The organism is Roseburia sp. OF03-24, assembly GCF_003463035.1.
GTDB lineage: Bacteria > Bacillota > Clostridia > Lachnospirales > Lachnospiraceae > Roseburia > Roseburia rectibacter.
This window is the reverse complement of record NZ_QSCK01000008.1, coordinates 40,495-65,315: the sequence shown is the minus strand read 5'-3', so window position 1 is coordinate 65,315 and position 24,821 is coordinate 40,495. Positions and strand designations below refer to the sequence as shown.

The 24,821-nt window shown below is 41.7% G+C and carries 20 protein-coding genes, 1 tRNA gene, 1 pseudogene and 1 riboswitch; of the genes and pseudogenes, 19 read left to right on the top strand and 3 right to left on the bottom strand.

The window, feature by feature from the left end; genetic code table 11:
• Positions 1–19 precede the first annotated feature (19 nt).
• The 12 genes from DXA60_RS05445 to DXA60_RS05380 all read left to right on the top strand — a co-directional run bounded on the left by DXA60_RS05445 (position 20) and on the right by DXA60_RS05380 (position 13,373).
• The gene (locus tag DXA60_RS05445; RefSeq protein ID WP_117920204.1) at positions 20–1,750 is read left to right on the top strand and encodes a peptide ABC transporter substrate-binding protein; all 1,731 of its coding nucleotides are present in this window, start codon (positions 20–22) and stop codon (positions 1,748–1,750) included.
• 217 nt (positions 1,751–1,967) lie between these two features.
• Positions 1,968–2,903, top strand: coding sequence for an ABC transporter permease (locus DXA60_RS05435; protein ID WP_006857403.1), 936 nt, complete (start codon positions 1,968–1,970; stop codon positions 2,901–2,903).
• Position 2,904: 1 nt separating this feature from the next.
• Positions 2,905–3,975, top strand: coding sequence for an ABC transporter permease (locus tag DXA60_RS05430; protein WP_117920200.1), 1,071 nt, complete (start codon positions 2,905–2,907; stop codon positions 3,973–3,975).
• A 16-nt stretch (positions 3,976–3,991) separates the two neighbouring features.
• Positions 3,992–5,083, top strand: coding sequence for an ABC transporter ATP-binding protein (locus tag DXA60_RS05425; protein ID WP_117920198.1), 1,092 nt, complete (start codon positions 3,992–3,994; stop codon positions 5,081–5,083).
• The gene (locus DXA60_RS05420; protein WP_117920196.1) at positions 5,070–6,005 is read left to right on the top strand and encodes an ABC transporter ATP-binding protein; all 936 of its coding nucleotides are present in this window, start codon (positions 5,070–5,072) and stop codon (positions 6,003–6,005) included. Before DXA60_RS05425 ends, DXA60_RS05420 begins: the two co-directional genes overlap by 14 nt.
• A gap of 210 nt (positions 6,006–6,215) precedes the next feature.
• Positions 6,216–7,937, top strand: coding sequence for a methyl-accepting chemotaxis protein (locus tag DXA60_RS05410; protein ID WP_117920194.1), 1,722 nt, complete (start codon positions 6,216–6,218; stop codon positions 7,935–7,937).
• A 170-nt stretch (positions 7,938–8,107) separates the two neighbouring features.
• Positions 8,108–9,490, top strand: coding sequence for an alanine/glycine:cation symporter family protein (locus tag DXA60_RS05405; protein WP_117920305.1), 1,383 nt, complete (start codon positions 8,108–8,110; stop codon positions 9,488–9,490).
• 66 nt (positions 9,491–9,556) lie between these two features.
• Positions 9,557–10,912 (top strand): sodium-dependent transporter, encoded by a 1,356-nt coding sequence (locus DXA60_RS05400; RefSeq protein WP_117920192.1) that lies wholly within the window; start codon positions 9,557–9,559, stop codon positions 10,910–10,912.
• 123 nt (positions 10,913–11,035) lie between these two features.
• Positions 11,036–12,136: a Fic family protein gene (locus DXA60_RS05395; RefSeq protein WP_117920190.1), complete on the top strand. Its 1,101-nt coding sequence runs from the start codon at positions 11,036–11,038 to the stop codon at positions 12,134–12,136.
• A 116-nt stretch (positions 12,137–12,252) separates the two neighbouring features.
• Positions 12,253–12,672, top strand: a complete 420-nt coding sequence (locus DXA60_RS19895) for a hypothetical protein (protein ID WP_330418379.1) — start codon at positions 12,253–12,255, stop codon at positions 12,670–12,672.
• A gap of 78 nt (positions 12,673–12,750) precedes the next feature.
• A complete protein-coding gene (gene rhuM / locus DXA60_RS05385; RefSeq protein WP_330418382.1) occupies positions 12,751–13,002 on the top strand; it encodes a RhuM family protein in 252 nt (83 codons plus the stop codon).
• Positions 12,984–13,373 (top strand): NAD(P)-dependent oxidoreductase, encoded by a 390-nt coding sequence (locus DXA60_RS05380; RefSeq protein ID WP_117920188.1) that lies wholly within the window; start codon positions 12,984–12,986, stop codon positions 13,371–13,373. The genes rhuM and DXA60_RS05380 overlap by 19 nt, the downstream gene beginning before the upstream one ends.
• Positions 13,374–13,781: 408 nt before the next feature.
• Here the strand turns inward: DXA60_RS05380 and DXA60_RS05375 are convergent, their stop codons facing one another.
• Complete coding sequence (locus DXA60_RS05375) at positions 13,782–14,240, bottom strand: Lrp/AsnC family transcriptional regulator (protein ID WP_117920186.1); 459 nt, start codon at positions 14,238–14,240, stop codon at positions 13,782–13,784.
• Between the two features lie 216 nt (positions 14,241–14,456).
• Between DXA60_RS05375 and DXA60_RS05370 the strand changes: the two genes are divergently transcribed.
• From DXA60_RS05370 to DXA60_RS05350, 6 genes are all read left to right on the top strand, one after another.
• Complete coding sequence (locus tag DXA60_RS05370) at positions 14,457–15,800, top strand: MATE family efflux transporter (RefSeq protein ID WP_117920184.1); 1,344 nt, start codon at positions 14,457–14,459, stop codon at positions 15,798–15,800.
• Between the two features lie 32 nt (positions 15,801–15,832).
• Entirely contained in the window at positions 15,833–16,789 is a 957-nt protein-coding gene (locus tag DXA60_RS05365; protein ID WP_117920182.1) for a 2-hydroxyacid dehydrogenase, read from the top strand.
• A gap of 167 nt (positions 16,790–16,956) precedes the next feature.
• Positions 16,957–17,550 (top strand): VanZ family protein, encoded by a 594-nt coding sequence (locus tag DXA60_RS05360; RefSeq protein ID WP_117920180.1) that lies wholly within the window; start codon positions 16,957–16,959, stop codon positions 17,548–17,550.
• A gap of 51 nt (positions 17,551–17,601) precedes the next feature.
• Positions 17,602–18,204: an alpha/beta fold hydrolase gene (locus DXA60_RS05355; protein ID WP_005342549.1), complete on the top strand. Its 603-nt coding sequence runs from the start codon at positions 17,602–17,604 to the stop codon at positions 18,202–18,204.
• A gap of 141 nt (positions 18,205–18,345) precedes the next feature.
• On the top strand, positions 18,346–18,510 hold the full coding sequence (locus DXA60_RS18835; protein WP_006857209.1) for a hypothetical protein: 165 nt from the start codon (positions 18,346–18,348) through the stop codon (positions 18,508–18,510).
• A gap of 928 nt (positions 18,511–19,438) precedes the next feature.
• On the top strand, positions 19,439–20,650 hold the full coding sequence (locus DXA60_RS05350) for an HD-GYP domain-containing protein (RefSeq protein WP_117920178.1): 1,212 nt from the start codon (positions 19,439–19,441) through the stop codon (positions 20,648–20,650).
• A 145-nt stretch (positions 20,651–20,795) separates the two neighbouring features.
• Here DXA60_RS05350 and DXA60_RS05345 read toward each other — a convergent pair whose 3' ends face one another.
• Positions 20,796–22,577: a methyl-accepting chemotaxis protein gene (locus DXA60_RS05345; protein ID WP_117920176.1), complete on the bottom strand. Its 1,782-nt coding sequence runs from the start codon at positions 22,575–22,577 to the stop codon at positions 20,796–20,798.
• Positions 22,578–22,757: 180 nt separating this feature from the next.
• Positions 22,758–22,843, bottom strand: a tRNA-Ser gene (locus DXA60_RS05340).
• 209 nt (positions 22,844–23,052) lie between these two features.
• Positions 23,053–23,246: riboswitch (cobalamin riboswitch) on the top strand.
• Between the two features lie 250 nt (positions 23,247–23,496).
• Here DXA60_RS05340 and DXA60_RS05335 point away from each other — a divergent pair.
• Positions 23,497–24,738, top strand: a pseudogene (locus DXA60_RS05335) (sirohydrochlorin cobaltochelatase); the annotation flags it as partial.
• Positions 24,739–24,821 lie beyond the last annotated feature (83 nt).

Below are 24,821 nucleotides of genomic sequence, written 5' to 3'. Positions count from 1 at the left end.
AACAAGGAGGATTACTATTATGAAAAAAACCAAAGCAGTTTTGGCTATTTTGATGGCCGGAACAATGATGCTTGGTCTTGCAGGCTGTGGCGGGAACAGTTCTTCTGCAACACAGGGAACAACCACAGGCACAGAGACAGGCAGTGCAGCAGGTGATGCTGCAGGAACAGATGCTGCAGGAACAGATGCCGCAGCAAGCGCATCAGACATGAATGTTATGCTTGAAACTCCGGTCGAGTCACTCGATCCGCAGCAGGCTACCGACGGAACATCCTTTGAGGTAATCGCTGATTACACCGACGGTCTGATGCAGATGGATGCAGACGGACAGGCAGTTCCGGCAATCGCAGAAAGCTATGATTTATCAGACGATGGTTTAACTTATACATTCCATCTTCGTACCGATGCAAAATGGAGCAACGGCACACCGGTTACCGCAGCAGATTTCGTATTCGGATGGCAGAGAGCTGTTGATCCGGATGTCGCATCTGAGTATGCATATATGTTAAGCGATATCGGTCAGATTAAAAATGCAGCAGAGATCATCGCAGGTGAGAAAGACAAGAGTGAACTTGGTGTGACAGCAGTAGACGACAATACACTTCAGGTCGAACTGAATGTACCAGTCAGCTATTTCACTTCTCTGATGTATTTCCCGACTTTCTATCCGGTAAATGAGGAGTTCTTTACTTCCTGTGGAGATACATTTGCAACAAGTCCTGAGACAGTATTATCAAACGGTGCATTTGTGTTGGATTCTTATCAGCCGGCAGCAACTGCATTCCATTTAACAAAAAATGCAGACTACTATGATACCGACAGAGTAAAACTTTCCGGATTAAGTTATCAGGTAATCCAGGATTCACAGCAGGCATTAATGAGCTACCAGACAGGTGCACTTGATACAACATTAGTAAACGGTGAGCAGGTTGACCAGGTAAAAGACGATCCTGAATTCACAACTGTTGGTGCAGGCTACTTATGGTATGTCAGCCCGAATATGAATTCTGTTCCTGAACTCGCAAACTTAAATATACGTCTTGCAATGACAATGGCAATCGACCGTGATTCCATCACAGCAGATGTATTAAAAGATGGTTCTGCTTCTACATACACAGCAGTTCCAATGCAGTTCGCAGCAGGTCCGGACGGATCTGACTTCTCCGAAGATCAGACAAAATTCTCTGATGTATGTGCTTATGATACTGCAAAAGCAGCAGATTACTGGGCAAAAGGTTTAGAGGAACTTGGTGAATCTGAGATCACTTTAGACATGGTAGTAGATGCAGATGACGCACCTCAGAAAGTAGCGCAGGTATTAAAAGAGCAGTGGGAGACAGCTCTTCCGGGACTGACCGTAAACCTGGTTGTTGAGCCGAAGAAACAGCGTGTGGAAGACATGCAGAACGGTAACTTCCAGTTAGGTTTAACACGTTGGGGACCGGACTACGCAGATCCAATGACATATCTTGGAATGTGGGTAACAGATAACTCTAACAACTACGGTCTGTGGAGCAACGCAGATTACGATGCAATCATTGATGAGTGTACAACCGGTGATCTTTGCACAGATGCAGAGGGACGCTGGGCAAGACTTTACGATGCTGAGAAGATCGTTATGGATGAGGCAGTTATTTATCCGCTTTACACACAGTGCAACGCAGAGATGCTTTCTTCTAAAGTAACAGGCGTTGAGTATCATCCGGTAGCTATCAACCGTGTATACAAAGATGCTGTAAAGACCGAATAAAAAAGTGTTGAAACAGTAAATATTCTGTTTTGCAGGAAAATGAATATAGCCGCACTAAAGTGCAAAACTTTGGTGCGGCAATTTCATCATATTGTTGACGCTATAGGAAATGAGGCAGGAATTTCCTATGTCGTGAACGGAAAAACAAGGAGGAAAATCCTCTGCTCCTGCAAAGGCAGTCGCATTTTGCTCCGCAAAACTAAAGGAGGATTAGAACGTGAAAAAATATGCACTTAAGAGAATTGTAACGTCTTTGTTTACGTTGCTTGCAATTTTGCTCGTTCTGTTTATTTTAATGCAGCTGATGCCAGGTTCTCCATTCAACGATGAAAAGTTAAATGCAGACCAGAGAGCAGCGCTGTATACGAAATATGGACTGGATCAGCCATTGCCGGTACAGTTTGTGAAATATGTAGGCAATATGTTAAAGGGAGATCTCGGCGTAAGTTACAATATCTCAAAGAATACACCAATTTCCCAGTTGATAAAGACAAGACTTCCGATCTCCATCAGTATCGGAGGATATGCGGTGTTGATTGGTGCCGTGGTCGGGCTTTTGCTTGGACTTCTCGCTGCATTAAAACATGACACGATATGGGATTCGTTAGCGACGATCATTTCAGTTATCGGTGTGTCGGTACCGTCGTATGTGTTCGCGCTGGCACTCAGCTATAACTTCGGATTTAAATTAGGGTGGTTCCCGATGCTGTTTTCGGAGAGCGATATCTTCGGATCGAGCGTGCTGCCTAGTATATCACTTTCGATGTTTACGATGGCGTCGATTGCGCGTTTTACACGAAGTGAAATGCTTGAGGTACTCGGCAGCGATTATATGCTGCTTGCGGAGAGCAAAGGAATTTCGGGTTCAGCGCTGATTTTTAAACATGCACTGCGAAATGCACTGATCCCGATCATCACCGTGCTTGCACCGCTGATTGTCGATCTGATGACCGGTTCTCTGGTTGTTGAAAAAATATTTGCAATACCGGGTGTCGGAAGTCTTCTGGTAAATGCCATTCAGTCGAACGACTACAACGTGGTTATCGCATTAAGCTTTATTTATTCTGCAATGTACATTGCCATCATGCTTGTGGTAGATATCCTTTACGGAATCATTGACCCGAGAATTCGTCTGGCAAAGAAAGGAGACTGATATGGTGTCACAGGAAAATACCATGAATGTGGGAAATGATGCTGCCGGCTACATACCGGTCGAGGCGGATTTTAAATTTAAACATACGGATGGCGAACTTGCGTTAGATGACAACTTTGCAGCACAGAGTTTCTGGAAAGACGTATTGATCCGCTATTTCAAAAAAATCAGTGCAGTGATCGGTCTGATCCTGATCATTATCATTACGGTATTTGCAATTATTGGCCCGGGGATGAATGATTTCAGTTACTCCGAACAGTCACTGACACAGAAAAACTTTGCACCGAGGGTAAAAGGTCTGGAAAAAATTGGCATCTTCGATGGCAGTGAGGGCATGAAAACAACGACCGGAACAAAAAAGATCAATTACTATGAAGAAAAAGGCTTAGATGATCTTTACTACTGGTTCGGAAGTGATAACTTCGGACGTGATATCTGGACACGTACCTGGTCCGGCGCACGCGTTTCCCTGATTATCGCCGTAGCAGCCGCTATCATCGATATGGTGATCGGTATGAGCTATGGACTGATCTCCGGATATTTTGGCGGGAAAGTCGATATGTTCATGCAGCGGTTTCTGGAGGTCGCGAACGGTATTCCGCGTCTTGTTATCGTAACTCTTTTATTATTAGTACTGCAGCCGGGTATGCTTACCATTATTTTTGCATTGATGCTGACAGAGTGGGTCGGCATGAGCCGTATCGCAAGAGCTGAGATGCTCAAATTAAAGGAGCAGGAATTTGTACTTGCATCACGGACACTTGGAGCAGGAAATTTCTTTATTATCTTTAAAGAAGTTCTGCCAAATATCATTGGACCGATCATTACACAGGTAATGTTCTCCATCCCGACAGCGATCTTTACCGAGGCGTTCTTAAGTTTCGTAGGTCTTGGTATTCCGGTGCCGCAGTGTTCACTTGGTTCACTGATCTCCGAAGGATTTAACAGTTTTACCACACATCCGTACCAGATCATTCCGCCGATCGTTGTAATGGCGCTTCTGATGTTAAGCTTTAACCTTGTAGCAGATGGTTTACGTGAAGCATTAGATCCGAAGCTGAAAGAAATGTAAGAAAGGGGATTCGTATATGTCAGAGACGAAAGAACAGATTTTAAAAATACGGGACCTGGATATTACGTTTCAGACAACTGCAGGAAGCGTGCACGCTATCCGTGGAGTCAATATTGACCTGATGAAGGGTGAGACAGTTGCGATCGTTGGTGAGTCCGGCTCCGGTAAATCCGTAACAATGAAAGCTGCCATGGGTATTTTGGCATCCAATGCAAAAGTAACAGGCGGTACCATAGAATTTTCCTATCATCATGCGGATGGAACGCCGCAGACGGTAGACATTTTAACAAAAGATAAAAAGTGGATCAGACGCCATATCAATGGAAAAAGAATTGCCATGGTATTCCAGGATCCGATGACAAGTCTTGATCCGACCATGACGATCGGAAAACAGATCATGGAAGGTATGATCTGGCATTTTAAGACACCGAAGAAAGAAGCCTGGGATAAGGCAGTAGAACTTTTAAAAGAGGTTGGCATCGAGGATGCAGAAAAACGTATGAAAAACTATCCGCATCAGCTCTCCGGTGGTATGAGACAGCGTGTGGTCATTGCCATCGCGCTTGCCTGTAACCCGGATCTTCTGATCTGTGATGAGCCGACGACTGCACTGGATGTTACGATTCAGGCAAAGATCATCGAGCTGATCCGCAGAGTACAGAAAGAGAGAGGCATTTCCGTTATTTACATCACACATGACCTCGGCGTGGTTGCCAAAGTTGCAGATTACGTCAATGTCATGTATGCCGGAAAAATCGTCGAGAAAGGTACGATCAATGAGATATTCTATGATCCGAAGCATCCGTATACATGGGGACTGCTCTCCGCAATGCCTGATCTTGATACCGCGGACGAGAGGCTTTACACGATCCCTGGTTCGCCGCCAAACCTGTTAAACGAGAAACCGGGCGATGCGTTTGCACCGCGTAACCAGTTTGCGCTTGAGATCGATGACAAGGCTGAGCCGCCAATGTTCCAGATCACAGATACGCATTATGCGGCAACCTGGCTGTTAGATCCGCGGGCACCGAAGGCAGAGATGCCGCTTGAATTAAAAGAGCGTATTGCGCGAATGAAGAAGGAGGCTAAGATCGATGACGGTGAATGAAAACAGTAAGCCTCTTCTTACCGTGAAAGGCTTGAAACAATATTTTAAGGTAAGTAATACATATACCGTGCATGCGGTAGAAAACGTAAGTTTCCAGATCTATCCGGGTGAGACATATGGTCTGGTCGGCGAATCCGGTTCCGGAAAATCAACGATCGGAAGAAGCATCATAAGACTATATGATCCGACTGCCGGCGAGATCAATTTCAATGGAATGGACATCAGCGGAAAGATCAATAAGGCAAACAGCCAGGCACTGCGCACACAGATGCAGATGATCTTCCAGGACCCGATGGCATCTTTAAATCCAAGAAAAAAAGTGCGCGACATCATTGGCGAGGGCTTAGATATCCATCACATGTACAAGACACGCGCGGAGCGTGAGGAAAAGATCAAAAATATTCTGGCAAAGGTTGGACTTGCGCCGGAGCATGCGGGCCGTTATCCGCATCAGTTTTCCGGTGGACAGAGACAGCGTGTCGGAATTGCGAGAGCGCTGATCATGAACCCGAAACTGATCATTGCAGATGAGTGTATCTCTGCGCTGGACGTTTCCATTCAGGCACAGGTTGTAAACCTGATGAAGGATATCCAGCAGGAGACCGGAACTGCTTATCTGTTTATCGCACATGACCTTTCCATGGTCAAATATATTTCGGATCGCATCGGGGTACTTCATCTGGGACATCTTTTAGAGACCGGAACAACGGAGGAAATCTTTGAGAATCCAATCCACCCATATACGAAGAGCCTTCTTTCTGCGATACCTGCACCGAATCCGGTCGTGGAAAAGAATCGTGTGGCATTGAGCTACGATTACAAGACTTCCGGCATTGATTACAATAAAGGAACGGATCATCTGGTGTCCGGGACACATTATGTGAAATGTACGGATGAAGAATTTAAGAAATGGACAGAATAATATAATAGGAAACCATCACAAACCGGGAGCCGGGGTGTGGTGGTTTCCTTTTTTGGTAAAAGTGCTGAATTTTTTGGGGATGGGAGTACTGAATATTATGTGAAAAATAGAATATAAAATTTAAACCGAAACCTTATTGACTTTGAAAATGGATTTTGGTATATAAGAGTAAAAATTCAAAAAATTCAAAGAGAAAGGAAATAACAATCTATGTTGTCACAAAAGAGTACAATGAAAAACAAATTGGAAAATATGCGTTTGAAGGAAAGGATAAACTATGGCTACAGAAAAGTCATTATTATGATGTTGATTTCGGGGCTGTTTTCTATCGTGGTCATAGGTGTGTTATTTGCTAATATGTTACATTATATAGATGATGTCAATGCTGCGGATCAGGCGGTAAAAATCTGCAGGATCAATGTGAATGCGTCAGCGAGAAATATCAGGGAAATGGCATTAAATAATGATACATCTGCTTATGACAGTTATGAGCAGACTGTAAAAAAGCAGCTTACAGAAGTGGATTCGCAGCTGGAAATATTAAAGAAAACCAAAGTCTTACCGGATGAGGAATATAATGAGTATGCATCTGCTCTTTCTGATTGGGGAAACATTGGTTATTCGATTATAGAAGAAATTAAAAATGGCGAAAAAGAGAAAGCGATTGATGAAATTTTTAATAGTTGTACACCTGCATTAAATAAACTTGTGGAAATTGCCATAAGATTAGATGAGATCACAGATGAAGTAAGTGAGCAGTCTGCAAGAACTACAATTATTTTTGCTGTTGCAGGAATTGTGTGTATTATTATCTGTCTGGTTTATGCATGCACACTGGCTAAGGTAACAAGTAAAAAGGTACTTGAAACAATTCTGGATCCGTTACGTGCAGTGGAAGACGTTGCAAAGGAACTGACAGAAGGAAATTTACACAGTACGCTGGAATATCATTCGGAGGATGAGATTGGAAGACTGGCGCACAGTATGCGCAAATCAATTCGTATTTTGGGAACTTATGTAGATGATATTGATCGTGCAATGAAACTGTTCTCAGAAGGAAATTTTGATGTTCAGCCGGAAGTAGAGTGGAAGGGAGATTTTGTCGGTATTTTAAATTCTTTCATGTCATTTGAGAAGAGTATGGCAGAAACGATCAAAGGAATTAAAAATGTTTCGAGTGAGGTTTCAAGTGCAGCAGACCAGGTGGCATCAAGTTCCAATGATCTTGCAGATGGAGCTACGAATCAGGCAGCGGTTGTAGAAGAACTGACGGCTACAGTTGCCGGAGTTTCTGAACAGGTAGAAAAAAATTCACAATCTGCAAAAGCAATCAGTGGAAGAGTGGATGAACTTGGAAATGCCATTTCAGGCAGCAATGGTAAGATGCATGAAATGGTTGCTTCTATGCATGAGATTAATGAGGCATCAAAAGAGATTGATAAGATTATTGCAACAATTAATGAAATTGCTTCCCAGACAAATCTGCTGGCGTTGAATGCTTCTATTGAAGCGGCAAGGGCCGGAGAGGCAGGAAAAGGATTTGCAGTTGTAGCGAATCAGGTAAATTTATTAGCTGAACAGAGTGCCCAGGCGGCAAAAGAATCAGCATCACTGATCGAAACATCTGTGAATGCGGTAGAAAAAGGTATGATAATTGCGGAAGAGACTGCGGCACAGCTGGAGGAGGTAGCAGAGAACTCTAAGCAGATTACGGAAGAAGTTACACATATTGCGGATACATTAGAGACACAGACAACAGAAATCCAGCAGATCAATGAGGGAATTGAGCAGATCAATGATGTTGTGCAGACAAATTCTGCAACATCTGAGGAGTGTGCGGCTGCCAGTCAGGAGATGAGCAGTGAGGCAGAGAGTCTGCAGGGAATGATCCAGAAATTTAAAGTTCCGGAAATTGAAAATTTAACAGAATAAAAATATCAGACATAAAATGGAGTGCACTTTATTTGTAAAAAATGAGTGGTATAAACGGTAGACAAGATCCGTGGCTTATGCTGCGGATCTTTTTTTTGTTTATTGCATGAAAGAGACAATCTATAGTATGATAGAGAAAGTACAAACTAAGGATGGAAAAGGTATATACTATGATAGTCTCGGTTATTGAAAAGGTCTACGCATTTTTATGGGGAGATCTGATTACGATCCCTTTGCCGCAGGAAAGCAGCATAGGTATTTCTTTACTTGTAATTCTTCTGATTCCGACAGGAATCTATTTTACGATCCGCACAAGATTTTTGCCGGTCAGGCTTTTCCCGGATATGATAAAAGCACTTATGGCAAAAAAGGAAAATAAGGACAGTCTTTCCACATTCCAGACGCTGATCGTATCGACGGCTACCAGAGTCGGCATGGGAAATCTGGTAGGCGTTGTAGCGGCAATCTCAGCAGGCGGTGCCGGTGCTGTGTTCTGGATGTGGGTGACAGCGCTGATCGGTTCCTCGACCGCATTTGTGGAGGGGACGCTCGCACAGTTACACAAGGAGAAAGATCCTTTGTATGGCGGATATCGCGGAGGTCCCGCATATTATATCCATCATTTCTGTGAAGAAAAATTAAAAAAGAAGAAAAAGCATGTGCTGATCGCGGTACTTTTTGCAATTTCAGGACTGATCTGTTGGTGCGGCATCAGCCAGGTTATCAGTAACTCCGTGGCATCATCCTTTGAAAATGCATTTGGCATTCCGCCACTCTACACAACAATCGTACTGGTTGCGATTGCGGCGGTGATCGTCCTTCGGAAAAATGCGACGGTAAAAGTGCTTGACGTGGTCGTGCCGGTTATGGCGGTCTGCTATTTTGTAATTACAATATTTATTATCCTGAAAAATATTGGTAGCATTCCGGCGGTTTTTGGTCGGATTTTTGAGGAGGCGTTTGGACTCAGGCAGGCAGTCTCCGGCGGCTTCGGCGCTGTCCTTATGAATGGCGTAAAAAGGGGATTGTTTTCAAATGAAGCCGGTTCCGGCTCTGCACCATGTGCTGCCGCAGCAGCCGAATGTGAGACGCCGGTCAGCGCCGGACTGACACAGGCACTTGGTGTATTTATTGATACGATCGTGATCTGCAGCTGTACTGCAATGATCATGCTTACAGCACCGGAAAATGTCGTGGCGGGAAAAGAGGGCATGGATCTGCTTCAATCGGCAATGCGCTATCATCTGGGTGAATTTGGCGTGATATTCATCGCCGTGACACTGTTTTTATTCAGTTTTTCCACATTCTTAGGTATTCTGTTTTATGCCAGAAGCAATGTTGCTTATCTGTTTGGTGACAAATGGATCTGGCAGACATTGTATAAGATACTTGCCTTGGTTATGCTTTTTATTGGAGGAATTGCAGCATATACTTTTGTATGGGATCTTGGCGATGTAGGAATCGGACTGATGACCATTTTTAATACAGGAATCCTGTATCTGCTTGGCGGACAGGCACTTGCGGCATTAAAAGAATTTGAATCCTCAAAATAATAAATGTATCATATCATTTAAAATCCACCTTAATAACAATAAAAAACCAGAAATGGAGTAAAAAATATGAAAAGAGAATCTTTCAAATCCCGTTTGGGATTTTTACTCGTGAGCGCAGGCTGTGCAATCGGAATTGGAAACGTATGGCGATTCCCTTATGTGGCTGGACAAAACGGTGGCGGAATCTTTGTATTATTTTACCTGATCTTTCTCGTTGCAATGGGACTTCCTGTGCTTACAATGGAACTTGCTGTGGGACGGGCAAGCAGGAACAGCGCTGTATTAGGATATAAGACACTCGAAAAAGAAGGCAGTAAATGGCATATTCACGGCTGGATCGCAATGTTTGGCTGCTATATGCTGATGATGTATTACACGACAGTCTCTGGCTGGATGGTATCTTATTTTTTCAAATTTTTAAAAGGTGAATTTCTGACCGGAATGACAGCGGATGACACGGCAGCAGCATTTGGAAATCTTCTTGCAGATCCCTTGCAGATGGCATTCTGGATGATCCTTACGGTAGTACTTGGATTTTTTGTGTGCAGCAGGGGATTGCAGAATGGACTGGAAAAAATAAGCAAGTTTATGATGAGTGCATTGTTAATTTTGATCGTTGTTCTTGCGGTGCATAGTATCACATTGCAGGGGGCAGCTGAGGGTGTGAAATTTTATCTTGTACCGGATCTGGATACAGTTGCAGAGACAGGACTTAAAAATGTGATCACAGCGGCTATGAACCAGGCATTTTTCACCTTAAGTCTTGGTGTTGCGGCAATGGAGATCTTTGGAAGTTATATGGGAAAAGAACATTCACTTGCCGGTGAGGGAGCACAGATCTGTGGACTTGACACTTTTGTTGCGATCATGTCAGGACTGATCATTTTCCCGGCATGCTTCAGCTATGGTGTGGAAGTGGATGCCGGTCCCAGCCTGATCTTTATCACGCTTCCAAATGTATTTGTCAATATGGCGGGTGGACGTATCTGGGGATGTCTGTTTTTCCTGTTTATGACGTTTGCCAGCTTTTCAACAGTCATGGCGGTATTTGAAAACATCATGTCATTTTGTATGGACATGTTTCAATGGAGCAGAAAGAAAGCTGCGTTCATCAACGCAGTGATCATTCTAATCGCAAGTATTCCGTGCGTATTAGGCTATAATGTGTGGAGCAGCCTGCATCTGATAGGCAGCCGCGATATACTTGACAGTGAGGATTTTATCGTCAGCAATCTGCTTTTGCCGATCGGTTCACTGATCTATCTGCTGTTTAGCGTAACGAAGTGGGGATGGGGATTTGACAAATATATCGACGAAGCAAACACGGGAGAGGGACTTAAGATCTCCAAAAAATTAAAACCGTATTTTCAGTTTATATTGCCGCTGCTGATTCTGTTTATCCTGATTCAGGGGCTTGTGTAAAAAAGGAAAGCAATTAAGAGAAAAATAGTGAAAGAATAGTGAAAAATAGTGTAAAAATAGTGTAAATTTAATGGAATAAATTACGGAAATCCGGTATAATAGAATGATGCAGGAGGGAGCAAAATGATCCATGTTACACTTACGAACAATATTCTAAAGAGGATATCACAGATTGATAAAAATAAATTCTCAATGGGCAATGTTCATATACCGAGTATTACCGCAAATAAGTTAAGAAAAAATTCCAAGAAGAAAAGTTCCTATGCATCCAATAAAATAGAGGGAAATCCGCTCACAGAGGGACAGGCAGATGCCGCAATCGAAAGTGATCCGCACAGACATTTCTTAAAGCCGGAGCAGGAAGTAAGGAATTACTTCATGGCATTGTGTCTTTTAGAAAAGAAGGTAAAAGATAAAGTCCCGTTTTCTAAGGAATTGATTCTGGAGATTCAGGCGTTAGTGGAAAAAGGAGCATCTAAGGAAAAAATTGGGCTGAGGGGAGCCATGCCGCCGGGATTTTTGTTTGCAGTGTATGATTCGGAGACGGGAAATGCCGATTATATACCGCCGGAATATATTGATATCCCAGAACTTTTGGATGAATTGGTCAATTATGTGAATACAACAGACGATCATCCGCTGATCGTTGCTGCAGTTGTCCATTATCAACTGGTGACGATCCATCCGTTCGAAGACGGAAACGGAAGAACGGCAAGACTGATGTCCGGGTATATATTAGACCTGAATGGATATGGGTTTTATGGGATCGGTTCTTTAGAAGAGTATTTTGCATATGATGCCGAAGAGTATTACCGATCCTTGCAGATGGGACTTCCGGCACTGTATTATTCCGGGAGGGATAATCCGCCGCATCCGGAGATATGGGTAGATTATTTCCTGCGCATGATGGAATTATATTCCGCGAAAGTATGCGAGTTGTCCAGGGAATCCAGTGAGGAGGATCTGCTTGTCGGATTGTCTTATCTGAATGCGAAGGAGAAAGAGCTGTTGGTATTTCTGATAAAAAAACATTTGTATGAATTTGCGCCGATTGATGTCAGCAAGTTGGTGGGAGTGACCAGTAAAACGATCATAAACAGGTGTGCAAAACTCTCGGCAAATGGTTTTTTAGTGCCGGTGATCGTGAAGGAGAGAATACGCTCATACAGACTGAGCGATTTTACGAGAATGAATGAGAAAAAGATATTAAATCAGTTAAAATAGCTATTATGATATGGAGATTTGTGCCCCGGCACAAACTGGATATGTGCAAAAAACAGCGCAGGAATGGGGATTAAAATGATCAATCGCGACGACATGCTAGAACTCACCCCAGACGGATGACGCCCGCACGGGCATCCATAGACCGGATCGCAGGCGCATATTTTGATGAAGAGGGATATGTGGATGGAACATTCAATACGCATTTCTTAAAATTGTCTGCATCCGAAAGAGCCAAAAACTTAGAACTTGCAAAGACGGTGCTGATCTCAAAGACAAATGAACAGTTAAAAGAGTACAGGATTCCAGATGAAAGCAGAAAACCGGGAAGTATCTGGCAATTATTTGAGGAAATCAAAGAGACCGGATTTTTGTATCCTGCATTTAAGGATCACAGCACAGATTGGTCAAGCAGCCATAGCACCATTGATACAGTCTGCCTTTGTCTTGGCTTCTCTGAAGATGTTTTGAGACTTCTCGTTCTCCAGAATGTCCAGCATGTCTTCCTGACATTTGAAAATCTTCATGATCTCCTCTAAAGTATCCTGTAATTCGTTCATATAACATCCGTCCTTTCTCCATAATGGTTTTCTGTAATTCCTTCACCGTAAGAAGCCATCTTCCTTTTAATTCATTCAGCCCGTGCCAGCGAACGCAGAATATGGCAACAGATAACTGATATCTTTGCAGAGTGCAGCATTGATTATGATAGAGATTCTGATACTGCATATCATTTTTATGCCACCATACAGAATAAATTCCACTATGCCATTACCGGTAAGACTGCGGCTGAAATTGTGTATAATCAGGCAGACCACACCAAGGAGAATATGGGCTTGCGGGAACTGAAATTGAAGGAAAAACCATAGGAATTATTGGCTGTGGACAGATTGGGTTCAAGACAGCAAAACTGTTTCTGGCATTTGGTGCCAAAGTACTTGCATATGCGCGTCATGAACGAGAGAAAGTAAAAGAACTTGGAATTAAATATGTCGATTTGGATACATTGCTGTCAGAAAGTGACATTATCTCTGTGCATACTCCGGCAAATGCAGAGACCAATGGATTAATCAGTGCGGAGAAAATTGCTAAGATGAAGCCATCAGCAATCTTGATCAACTGTGCAAGAGGTCCGATTGTAGATAATCAGGCTCTCGCAAAAGCACTTAATGAGGATAAGCTTGCAGGTATCATACGTGCCGATGGAAGTCCTAAAAGTATAGTATGCTTGGTATGTTGATAGGCTGCATCGCAAACATTATCCTTGATCCGATATTTATCTTTGTTTTTCACTGGGGATAAAAGGTGCTGCATGGGCTACTAACATAGGACAGATTTTAACGTTCATCATCTATTTTGTATATATTTGGAAATTTAAGAGTGTTAAGCTCCACAAAGAGAGTTTTGCTTTGTCGTCAAAAATCCTGAAGAAAATTGTGGGACTTTCTACTGGTGCACAGCCCATCTGGGACTATAATTACGGCAGTAATCGTTGCTGCTTTCTGTGTTTTTCAATTCGCACCTATGAGCATTGTCCGCCTGTTTGGAACCGAATCTGATTTGTACAGTATTGAAGGCTGTGCTAATCTGATTTATAATGTGTTGCAATAATAGCAAAATGTAATATAAGTAATTGTTTAGCAGGTTTCTATAGCCGTAATCCTTTAATATCTTTAATACGTGATAAGATCGTATTGCAGCTGCAGCTGATAACGCCGGGAAGTGTATCAATGACTGTGTGCAGGAAGCGTTCCATTTCATCACTTGATGAGGCAACGGCATGTACATGCAGTTTGTCTCTTCCTGTGACACGGTAAATCTGCGTGACGGTATCATTATTATGTAATATATCTGTCACCTGCGACAGATGGTCTGGTTTTGTCTCAATTTCAAAATAGCATGAAACAGCACCGCTGATCTTTTGAGGGTTTATTATAGTTGTATATTCTTCAATTATGCCTTTTTTCTCCAGAGCCTGAATCCGGGCTTTTATTGCCACTCTGGAAATACCGGTTTCTTTACCGATATCAGAGTAAGAAATACGTGCATTTTCTATAAGCAACTGGATGATCTTCTGATCCAGTTCATCTAAACCGTTCAGGTACATAAGTGTCCCTCCTGTAAAATAATATCCTTCGGATAGTAATTTTTCTTAAATATCATATCATTTATGTTACTGAAAGTAAACGTTGGCTTGACTTGGCAGCTGTAAATACATATAATTATTTCGTAACGTAATTTAAAACTTGCGTTTTGAATGCATGGAATAAATTCTGGCGAAGGAGAATAAGTGAAATTATAAAGGCTGTGGAGGAATATGATAATGTCAAAAGATGAATATTTGATCACAGATACGCCTCTTAAAGCGTTGACGGTTTTTGCAATGCCAATGATTTTGGGCAGCTTTTTTCAACAAATATACAATATGGCTGACTCTATCATCGTCGGTCAATTTGTTGGCTCTTCTGCACTTGCAGCTGTCGGGGCCTGCGCAGCGCTGACCAATGTTTTCATTTGTGTGGCACTGGGGGCAGGTGTCGGTGCCGGTGTGCTCGTAAGCCGCTATTTCGGTGCCAGGGAGTATGGAAAAATGAAGACCATCGTGTCAACGTCCTTGTTTAGCTTCTTAATTCTAAGCATAGTCCTTGGTGTTTTTGGCTTTTGCTTTTCCCACTCGATGATGAGGGTATTACAAACCCCTGGCGATATACTGAATGATGCAGTGTTATATCTGCGGGTCTATTTTGTGGGCTTTCCGTTTCTGTTTATGTATAACATTCTTTCCAACATGTTCACTTCAATTGGTGAATCGAAAATCCCACTGGGACTTCTGGTATTCTCGTCAATCTTAAATATTTTTATGGATCTTTGGATGGTGGCCGGACTTGGGCTCGGGGTGTTTGGGGCAGCCCTTGCGACTCTTATAGCACAGGGGATTTCTGCGGTGTTTTCACTTTTTCTTTTCCTTAGCCGGATGCGTCGATATAAAAGTCGATTTGATTGGTTTGACAGGAAGGAGTTATATTCCATGCTTCAAATTGCTGTACCTTCGGTTCTTCAGCAATCTACAGTGTCTATCGGTATGATGATCGTACAGGCTGTTGTAAACCCTTTCGGTACACAGGCACTTGCGGGGTATGCGGCGACGATGCGGGTAGAGAATGTTTTTTCATTGATTTTTGTATCCATTGGCAATGCGGTTTCCCCATATGTTTCCCAGAATCTTGGTGCAAAGAAAATTGAACGGATCAAAAAAGGATATCACGCTGCACTGGTGTTAGATGTATGTTTTGCAGTTCTTGCTTTTATAGTCATTGAAACCTTGCATACTCAGATTTCCTCGCTATTCCTTGGTAAAGATGGAACGGCCCTGGCTTATCAAGTATCCGAGGGTTATATGAGATGGCTCGGTTACTTCTTCATCTTTATGGGAATCAAAATGGCAACTGATGGGGTTCTTCGTGGCATTGGAATCATGCGCCCGTTCCTTATTGCAAATATGGTAAACCTGGCGATACGCCTGTCGGTTGCTTTGATTTGCGCACCGCGTTTTGGCATTGCATTTGTCTGGCTTGCTGTACCGGCTGGTTGGTTTGCAAACTTTTTAATATCCTATATGGCTCTTCGGAGATCATGGCCGACTGATAAAGAAGTGCAATCCCGATAGACTAAAGTAATTCAAAAGGAGGAATTTATAGTATGAACGATAAATGTGTGGTATTGAATGCAAAGAAAATGAATTTTGATGGGAAACTGGATTTTTCCGTTTTATCTTCTGATGTTACAGTATATGATGATACAACAGAACAGCAGCTGTCAGAGCGTATTCAGGGTGCAGATGTCATTGTAACAAAGGAGATGCCTGTAAGTGCAGAAATGATACAGAAATTCCCGGAATCTGTTAAACTGATCTGCGAGGCAGGTACAGGATATAATAATATTGATCTTGAAGCAGCACGGAAGAAGGGGATTACAGTCTGCAATATCCCGGCATACAGCACAGAACGTGTGGCACATACTGCGATCATGATGATATTGAATCTGAGTTCTGCAATGCAGGCACAGATGAAAATGCTGGCATGCGGAAATCATGACAATTTCACCAGAAATCTTCAGGTTCCGCATGTTGAGGTAAATGGAAAAACACTTGGTGTTATAGGTGCAGGACACATTGGCAGGAAGGTTATCCAGATCGCACAGGCTTTGGATATGAACATACTTGTATATACCAGGACACCGAGAGCGGATGAGAAGGGGATCCGCTATGTATCGCTTGAGGAATTACTCGAGAATAGTGATTATGTTTCCATGCACTGTCCATTGACGGAAAGTACAAAACATATGATAAACAAAGAGTCTTTAGCACTTATGAAGCCCTCAGCGTTTATCATTAATACTTCAAGAGGTGCACTTATTGATGAGGCTGCTCTTATAGAAGCATTGGAAAATGGTACGATTGCAGGAGCCGGACTTGATGTTCAGGAAACTGAACCACCTGAAGAAACCAACCCTCTTTATACTATGGATCAAGTCCTTTTGACGCCACATATGGGATGGAAAGGACTTGAGACAAGACAGCGGTTGGTTTCTATTCTGGCGGATAATATAAAGCAGTTTATGGAAGGGAATCCGATCAATGTTGTATCAGGTATATAGCATCTGGCAGCAAAGTGATGATATAACTTCCGGGTTTGCAGAGTGAAAAAAATATAATTACAATCAATAAGTCAGTGCTTTGATATCTTCTTCCGATACAGCAGGAACAACATAAACAATAGAATTACTGGAAAAATAGAAATCGGAAGTTGTGGAGGTAGAAAAATATGTATAGAATATATAGTGCACTTATCGAAATTGTTGCGGCAGCTGTTTTTATAATTCCTATTTGGTGCATATATAACAAGTTATGTTTTCATAGCTGGAAACGAACTATTATTTATATGGTATTTGGGTTTTATTTTACTGCAGTCTTAGCACTTGTAGGCTTCCCTAATATAGCATCTCTGAAAATTGATTTTGCAGTGAACGTTATCCCGTTTTTGGATATGGTTTCGGATTTCATTAATGCTTGTTTGAATATACTTTTATTTGTTCCATTTGGTTTCTTTTTGCCGATATTGTGGGATAAATTTAGAAACATTAAAAATATTGCCTTAATGGGATTTATAGTTACAAGTTTAATTGAAATATTACAGATTTTTACTTTTAGAACCAGTGATATAAACGATATTATTACAAATACTGTTGGTACTATAATTGGATATTTTATTGTACATAGGATAACTGATAATTTTACGAAGCGAATCTTTTCAAATTCAAAAATGAGTGACTTTTACATAATATGTGTATCTGTAGCACTTATTATGTTCTTCCTTCAACCATTTATTTCATCATTGTTATGGAAAATGGTGCTGTAAATTCAAGTTTGTTTGTGCATTGATGGTTATCTTGAGCTTAGGAGGCGTTTAATGAAAACTGTTTTTTTACATGGGTTGGGACAAACTGCACAGGACTGGAAAGAAGTAGTCCAACAACTATCAATTTCTGATGTCGATTGCCCAGAACTTTTTTCTTCAACAGAAGATGAAATATCCTATTCGCAGATTTTGGGTGATTTAGAACAGCGGTATTCAGAAGTAAAAGAGCCGCTTCGTATCTGCGGTCTTTCGTTAGGTGCGCTTCTTGCGATTGATTTTGCTATTCGACATGAGGAAAAAGTGGATTCGCTGGTTTTGATTGGCGCACAATATAAAGTTCCAAGTTTACTGATAGATTTTCAAAATCTTATCTTCCGTTGTATGCCAAACAAGGTTTTTGAAAGTATGGGACTATCAAAAAGCAGCACCATAAAATTGGCTCACTCTATGCGGTCATTGGATTTTACTTTGCAATTAAATAATATTCGTTGTCCAGTAACAATTTTGTGTGGAAAAAAGGATACTGCCAATCTAAAGGCTTCTAAAAGGCTAAAAGAATTGCTACCCCAAGCTACTTTGCACATCGTTCCAAATGCAGGACATGAACTCAATAAATATGCACCAAACACGATTGCAGAGATATTAAATCAGTAAATTTATCGTGCAAAAAATATAGTAAGATAAATTGTCTGACAGGTAAGCGATCTCTCTCACTTTCATCACAACATCCCACTGTCCTTAGAGAGATGGACGAAGTATAATGTAAGCAACAATCGGAGTTTCAGGAGGAAAATCATGAGCAGTAGGGGAATTTTTATTTTAGCGATTACATGGATTGTTATGTCACCGTTTTGGTTCTGGGCAGAAAATATTGCGTTAGGTATCATATGGCTATGTGGCGGAGTCATTGAACTATTTATCGCATTAGTGAGACGCAGCAAAGAGAAGAAAAGCAAGTAAATTCAAGTTTGCCAAAATGACTACAGACAGGAAACTTGATCTTTTTACAAGAAAGATATCAATATATATTCCATAATTCCCATAAATTTATGGAATTAAAATTTTATGATACTTATAAGACAGTTCCGATTTTCTTTCGGATTTCTCCTATTAGTGAGACAATAATTATTTTTACACAAACCAGCTTATTCGTGGTAGAATAAAACCACAGATAAGCTGGTTGTTTGTTTTGAATGAAGCAGAGTTTATCGAAAAGGTTCGCAGTGCTACGGAACTCCAACAGGAAAGTGAAACATGGGGAAAGCGTGTGGCAGAAATTGTTGGAATGATAAAGTGAAACATGAAATGTGAAAAATTAAAGAAAAAATCCTCATAAAATGTGAGAAAATATAAAAATAAAGCTCATAAAATGTGAAATAAATAATATTTATGGCTCATAAAATGTGTTATAATGAGCAGCGAAACGTGGGAATATCGTATGAAGAAAAAACTTTAAAATGAGGATTTGTATGTATTAAAAAAATAGATCAGTATTTAATTGAATGGAAAAGTGATCCGGATCATTTACCGTTGATTATCAAAGGGGCAAGGCAGATTGGAAAAACAGAATCGATCCTCTATTTTGCCGAAAGCAATTATAAAAGGAGTATCCCGATATGGCGACAGCGTTGAAAGCGTTTAAGCTGGATGGAAAATATGACGGAATGCAGACCTTTTTCTGATACAGAAATGAAAGTTTACAAAGACAGATAAATATTGATTATGAAGAGGATCTTCGGGCAAATAAAAATCTTGCAATTTATAAAGGTGCATTATTTGAAAATTTTATAGCAGAAGCATTTGTAAAACAGGGGTTTGGTCTGTATTATTATAAAAAGTCATTTTGGTGTGCTAAGATAGAAAAAATAAAAAAGAAAGTGAATGGGAAATGGAATTAGACATTATTGGTTTGCTTGGTGCATGCTCTTATGCACTTGACTGTGTCGAAGCGGAACTGACCCATGTTGCGACAAAACATGGAAAAAGAGTTGCATATATGAGCGTATGTACCGCACAAAAAATGGGAATTACAGGAGATGCCCTGCAGGATCTTGCGGCGTGTTCGCTGTTGCATGACAATGCGCTGACGCAGTATATTCATGAGGAATTTCACAATGACCTTACAAAAAATAATACGGAAAATATAACGTCAAAGCAGCTTGGCATCCACTGCATTTACGGGGAAGAAAACTTAAAAATGTACCCGTTTCTGACGGATGTGAAAAATGTGATTTTATATCACCATGAAAATGCCGATGGAAGCGGACCATTTGGAAAAACGTGGGAAGAGATCCCTCTTTTTGCAAGGATCATTCATTTGTGTGATATTTTAGATGCGTTCTGCCGGACGCCGGTATTTGATGATGCCGTGTGGCAGCGCGCAAAAGATTATCTTTTGAAAAATAAAGGGACAAAATTTGATGATGCATGTGTGGATGTTTTTTTGGACGTTTTTGGGGAAGAACATTTTTTAAGCCTTGGAGATGCAGATTTAGAAGAGCGGCTGTGGAATATTGTACCAAGGAAAAAACGGGATTTAAGCGGTGAAATGTGCAAAAATTTTGCCAATCTGTTTGCAAAGATCATTGACTATAAATCCGAATTTACAAGCCGTCATTCACTTGGTGTTGCGGAAAATGCAGCCAGATTATCCACATATCTCGGTGATGACGAGGAGACGGTGCTAAAAATGTATCTGGCAGGTGCACTGCACGATATCGGAAAAGTTGCAATCGGAAATGATATCTTAGAAAAACCGGGACGCCTGACGGACGAAGAGTTTTCCAAAATGAAAAATCATGCGGGATACACATATCTGATCTTATCACAGGCGGAAGGAATGGAGGATATCCGCGATTGGGCGGCGCTCCACCATGAAAAACTCGATGGTACCGGGTATCCGTTCGGAAAAACAGGTGCTGAGTTAAACCGGCAGGAACGCATCATGGCGTGCATTGATATCTATCAGGCACTGACAGAGAGCAGACCATATAAAGCCGGAATGACGCATGATGAGGCATGTGCGATACTGGAAAATATGGTACAGAAAGGATGGATTGACGGCGGGATCACGGAACAGATTAGAAAATGTTTTGCGTAAGAGGAAGCGGCATTGAGCCTGCTCCACTCGTTTTACTGCTGGGGCTGCACGGGTGTAGTCCTGCTTTAGTTATAAAAACCGTGCGGTTTAAAATTACCGCACGGTTTTTTTGACCAAATATTAATTTGTATATAGTTCATATGATTTACAGCTTAAACTGTTTCATATCTGCAGAAAGTTTTTCAATATCATCCGCTAAAGCAGATACCAGATCCGAAGATTTCCGGACAACGGTATCGAGCTCAGTTGCCATTGCGGAAGTTTCTTCTGTGGAGGATGCATTATCGGTTGCAAGCTGTGTCAGGGTATCGATACTCTCTGTGACAAGCTCACGCTGAGAATTGACATTCTGGATCTTTCCGGTAATGGTCTGGATGGACGCCATACAGGAATCAAGAGCACCTTTTAAGTCTTCAAACATCTGCTGTGTACTTTCAAGAGCTGCAACCTGTTCGTCGGAAGCCTCACTCATTTTCTTCATCAGTTCCATAGATTTTTCGGAATTCTGGCTCAGTTCACTGATGATATTGTTGATCTCACTGACTGTCTGCGCAGACTGGGTTGCAAGTCCGCCGATTTCTTCTGCGACAACTGCGAATCCACGTCCGGCTTCACCGGCTCTTGCTGCCTCAATGGAAGCGTTTAAAGAAAGCAGGTTGGTCTGGGATGCGATTTCGCTGATTAAGGTAGCTGCCTGACTGATCTTGTTGACAGAATCATTTGTCTGAGCGGTCTGGTTATACATGGAATCAATATCAGTCTTGGTTATAGAATTGACATCAATCAGTCTGTGTAAAGTTTCCATGGACTTATTGGAACGATCCTGCATCAGCTGTGCATTCTGATCAAGAGATTCCATTTCTGAGGAAGTATCTGCGATGCCATCGGCAATTTCAGCAATATTTTCAGAGGCACTTGAAGTTGATGCTGCCTGAGAGTTACTGTTTTGGGCAATTTCATTGATTGCAGCGGAAACGCTCTGGATAGAGCCGTTCATGCTGTCGAAATTCTTTTTAAAATCTGCAACGGCGGACTGTAAATGAGAGGAAACCTTGTCAATGTTGGAGATAAGTCCGACAACTTCCTGCTGTGCAAGATCAAGTGCACCGGCTGTTTTTCCAAGTTCATTGTTACTTGAAACACTGACTCCGGTAGTCAGATCCCCGGTCGACATCCTGTTTGCAAAATTCTGGATCTCGATCAAAGGTCTGCAGATTGCATTGCCGAAAATACGGGAAGCAATGAATACGACAACTATAAAAATCAGATCAATTATGATTATGACTGTGATCATAGTATGATATTTCGCCTGAACTTCGTTTTTGGAACTATTCATTTCCGCTTTCATATCATCTACATAGTTACCGGTGGAAACAACCCAGTTCCATGGGGTAAAGATTTGAGAGTACGCGATTTTTGGTGCTACGGTAACACCATCGGCTTTCGTAAAATCAAATTCATTGAAGCCGCCGCCGTCAGAACCGGTAGAAACTTTCATGATCTCCTGAATGATCTTGACACCATTCTGGTCAGTCAGATCATAACGGTTATTTCCCTCCTGATCGGTTAAAATCGGATGCATAACGAGGTTGTAGTCGGTGTCATCAATCCAGAAATATCCGCTTCCGTCATCTCTGTAACGCATGTTGCGGACGATTTCTACTGCTTCTTTTTTTGCTTCATCTTCGGTCAGAATACCATTTTGGGATTTGTCATATTCTGCCTGTAAAATGGCGATGACAGACTGTACCTGACTTTTGATCTCAGTATCGTACCCGTCTAACCTGGCATTTTCATAATTCTTGTTTGCCGTGGAAGTCATAGTGCTGATATTTGAAATTGAAATACCGCCAATGACCATGACAGTTACAAGAACAATCATAAGACACATTAGTGTCAGTGAATTTTTTACGCTTTTGCTTTTCATGGATATCAAGCTCCCTTTCCTAAGATTAATTACACTTATTTTACTATTTTTTGACAAAAAATGATAGACATAAATTGCAAAAAATATGGTACTTTAGAAGCAAAATTATGAGAAATGGCGAAAAAGTGTAAAAAAAAGAAACACGAATATAAAATAAATCGTGTTTCCGATTCCAATGAGCGGAGACGGAGGGATTCGAACCCTCGTGCCCCGGAGGGCTAACGCATTTCGAGTGCGCCCCGTTATGACCACTTCGATACGTCTCCAGATATGTTTTTGCAAATACTTGATTAGTATATCATATTTTGCATGATTTGCAAGAGAAAAGTGGTTGTTGTAAATATGGGGCGTATATGCTAGTATGTTAAGAGTTTCATAGAGAAGATAATTGGTGCCGGTCGTTTTTGAAATAGAATGTGTGCAGAGTGGGCAGTTTATTGCCAAAAGCATGTGGCTGTATGCAAAAGATGCCGTATTTTTAAATCAGGAACAGGCCGGTTAAAAGGGAAACAGGTGTGATTCCTGTACGATCTCGTCACTGTGATTAGGGAGTGCAGATTCTAAAGATAAGTCACTGATGTTTTTTGCATTTTTGTGCAATGCGTTGGGAAGGCGGAATCTGTGTGATGATCTTTCAGCCAGGAAACCTGCCAGTTGTCTGGTACAGGGAAATGATTTTCCCGGATCACGAGTAATTGGTCGTACCGTATAAACAGAGTGTTCGCAGAGCGTACATTCTATTATTCATGACAACAGAATGTCCGCAAAAGCGTACATTTTATTGTATGTGCAGACTTATTACTCCGCCGTATCATAAGGCGGAGTGTTTCTTTGTATGGGAAAATACTGTGAGCTATGAACAATACATTATATAAGATTAGTGTGAAAAACACATTTTCACACAGGAATGGAGAGTATTATGAAGAAAAGAACCATTGCGTTACTTACTACATTAGCACTTGCCACAGGCATGGTCGCAGGATGCGGAAGTAACAACACAGCAGCAGACACAGCAACAGACACAGTTAAGACTTCTGAGGCAGCTTCAGAGAAAACAGAAGCAACAGAAACAGTAGAGAGCACAGAAGTTGACGATCAGGCAGCCGCTGATCATGTCGCAGAACTGATCGATGCGATCTATGTCCAGACAAGAAATGACAATACAGATGCACAGTGTGCAGAAGCAAAAGAGGCATGGGATGCCCTGACAGATGCACAGAAAGAGTTAGTTTCCGGTGAAAATGCAGATCCTGATTATTTCGGAAGAGATACAGGAGATGCCACAAAGGATGATCCTTTAAATGAGGATAATATCGGAGAAAACGAACTTTTAGTAGTAAGTTTTGGTACATCTTTCAATGACAGCCGTGCAGAAGATATCGGCGGAATTGAAAAAGCCCTCGAAGCAGCATATCCGGACTGGTCTGTAAGAAGAGCCTTTACAGCACAGATCATCATCAACCATGTTCAGGCAAGAGATGATGAGAAGATCGACAATGTGGATCAGGCATTAGAGAGAGCCGTTGATAACGGAGTAAAAAATCTTGTTGTCCAGCCGACACATCTGATGCATGGTGCAGAGTATGACGAGCTTGTAGAAGCACTTGATAATTATAAAGACAAATTTGAGACAGTAACCGTTGCAGAGCCATTACTTGGCGAAGTTGGATCAGATGCCACCGTGATCAATGAGGACAAGGCAAAAGTTGCAGAGGCGATCACAGCAGAGGCTGTAAAGACAGCAGGTTATGATTCCCTGGATGCTGCAAAAGAGGATGGTACAGCATTCGTATTTATGGGACATGGTACTTCCCATTCTGCAAAAGTAAGCTACAGCCAGATGGCAGCCCAGATGGAAGCGCTTTCCTATGATAATGTATTTATCGGAACTGTTGAGGGTGAGCCGGAAGATACATCCTGCGAAAATGTGATCGAGGCAGTAAAAGAAGCAGGTTATACAAAAGTTGTTTTAAGACCGCTTATGGTTGTTGCAGGAGATCATGCGAACAACGATATGGCAGGAGATGATGAGGATTCCTGGAAGAGCCAGTTTACAGCAAGCGGATATTTTGACAGCATTGATACACAGATTTCAGGACTTGGAAGAATCGACGCGATCGAGCAGATTTATGTAGATCATACAAAAGACGCAATCGATTCTTTAGGAGCACTTGAGTCAACATCCACCACAGAGAGTACCGTTGGTACTCTCGAGGATGGAACTTACACAGCAAAGTTTGATAC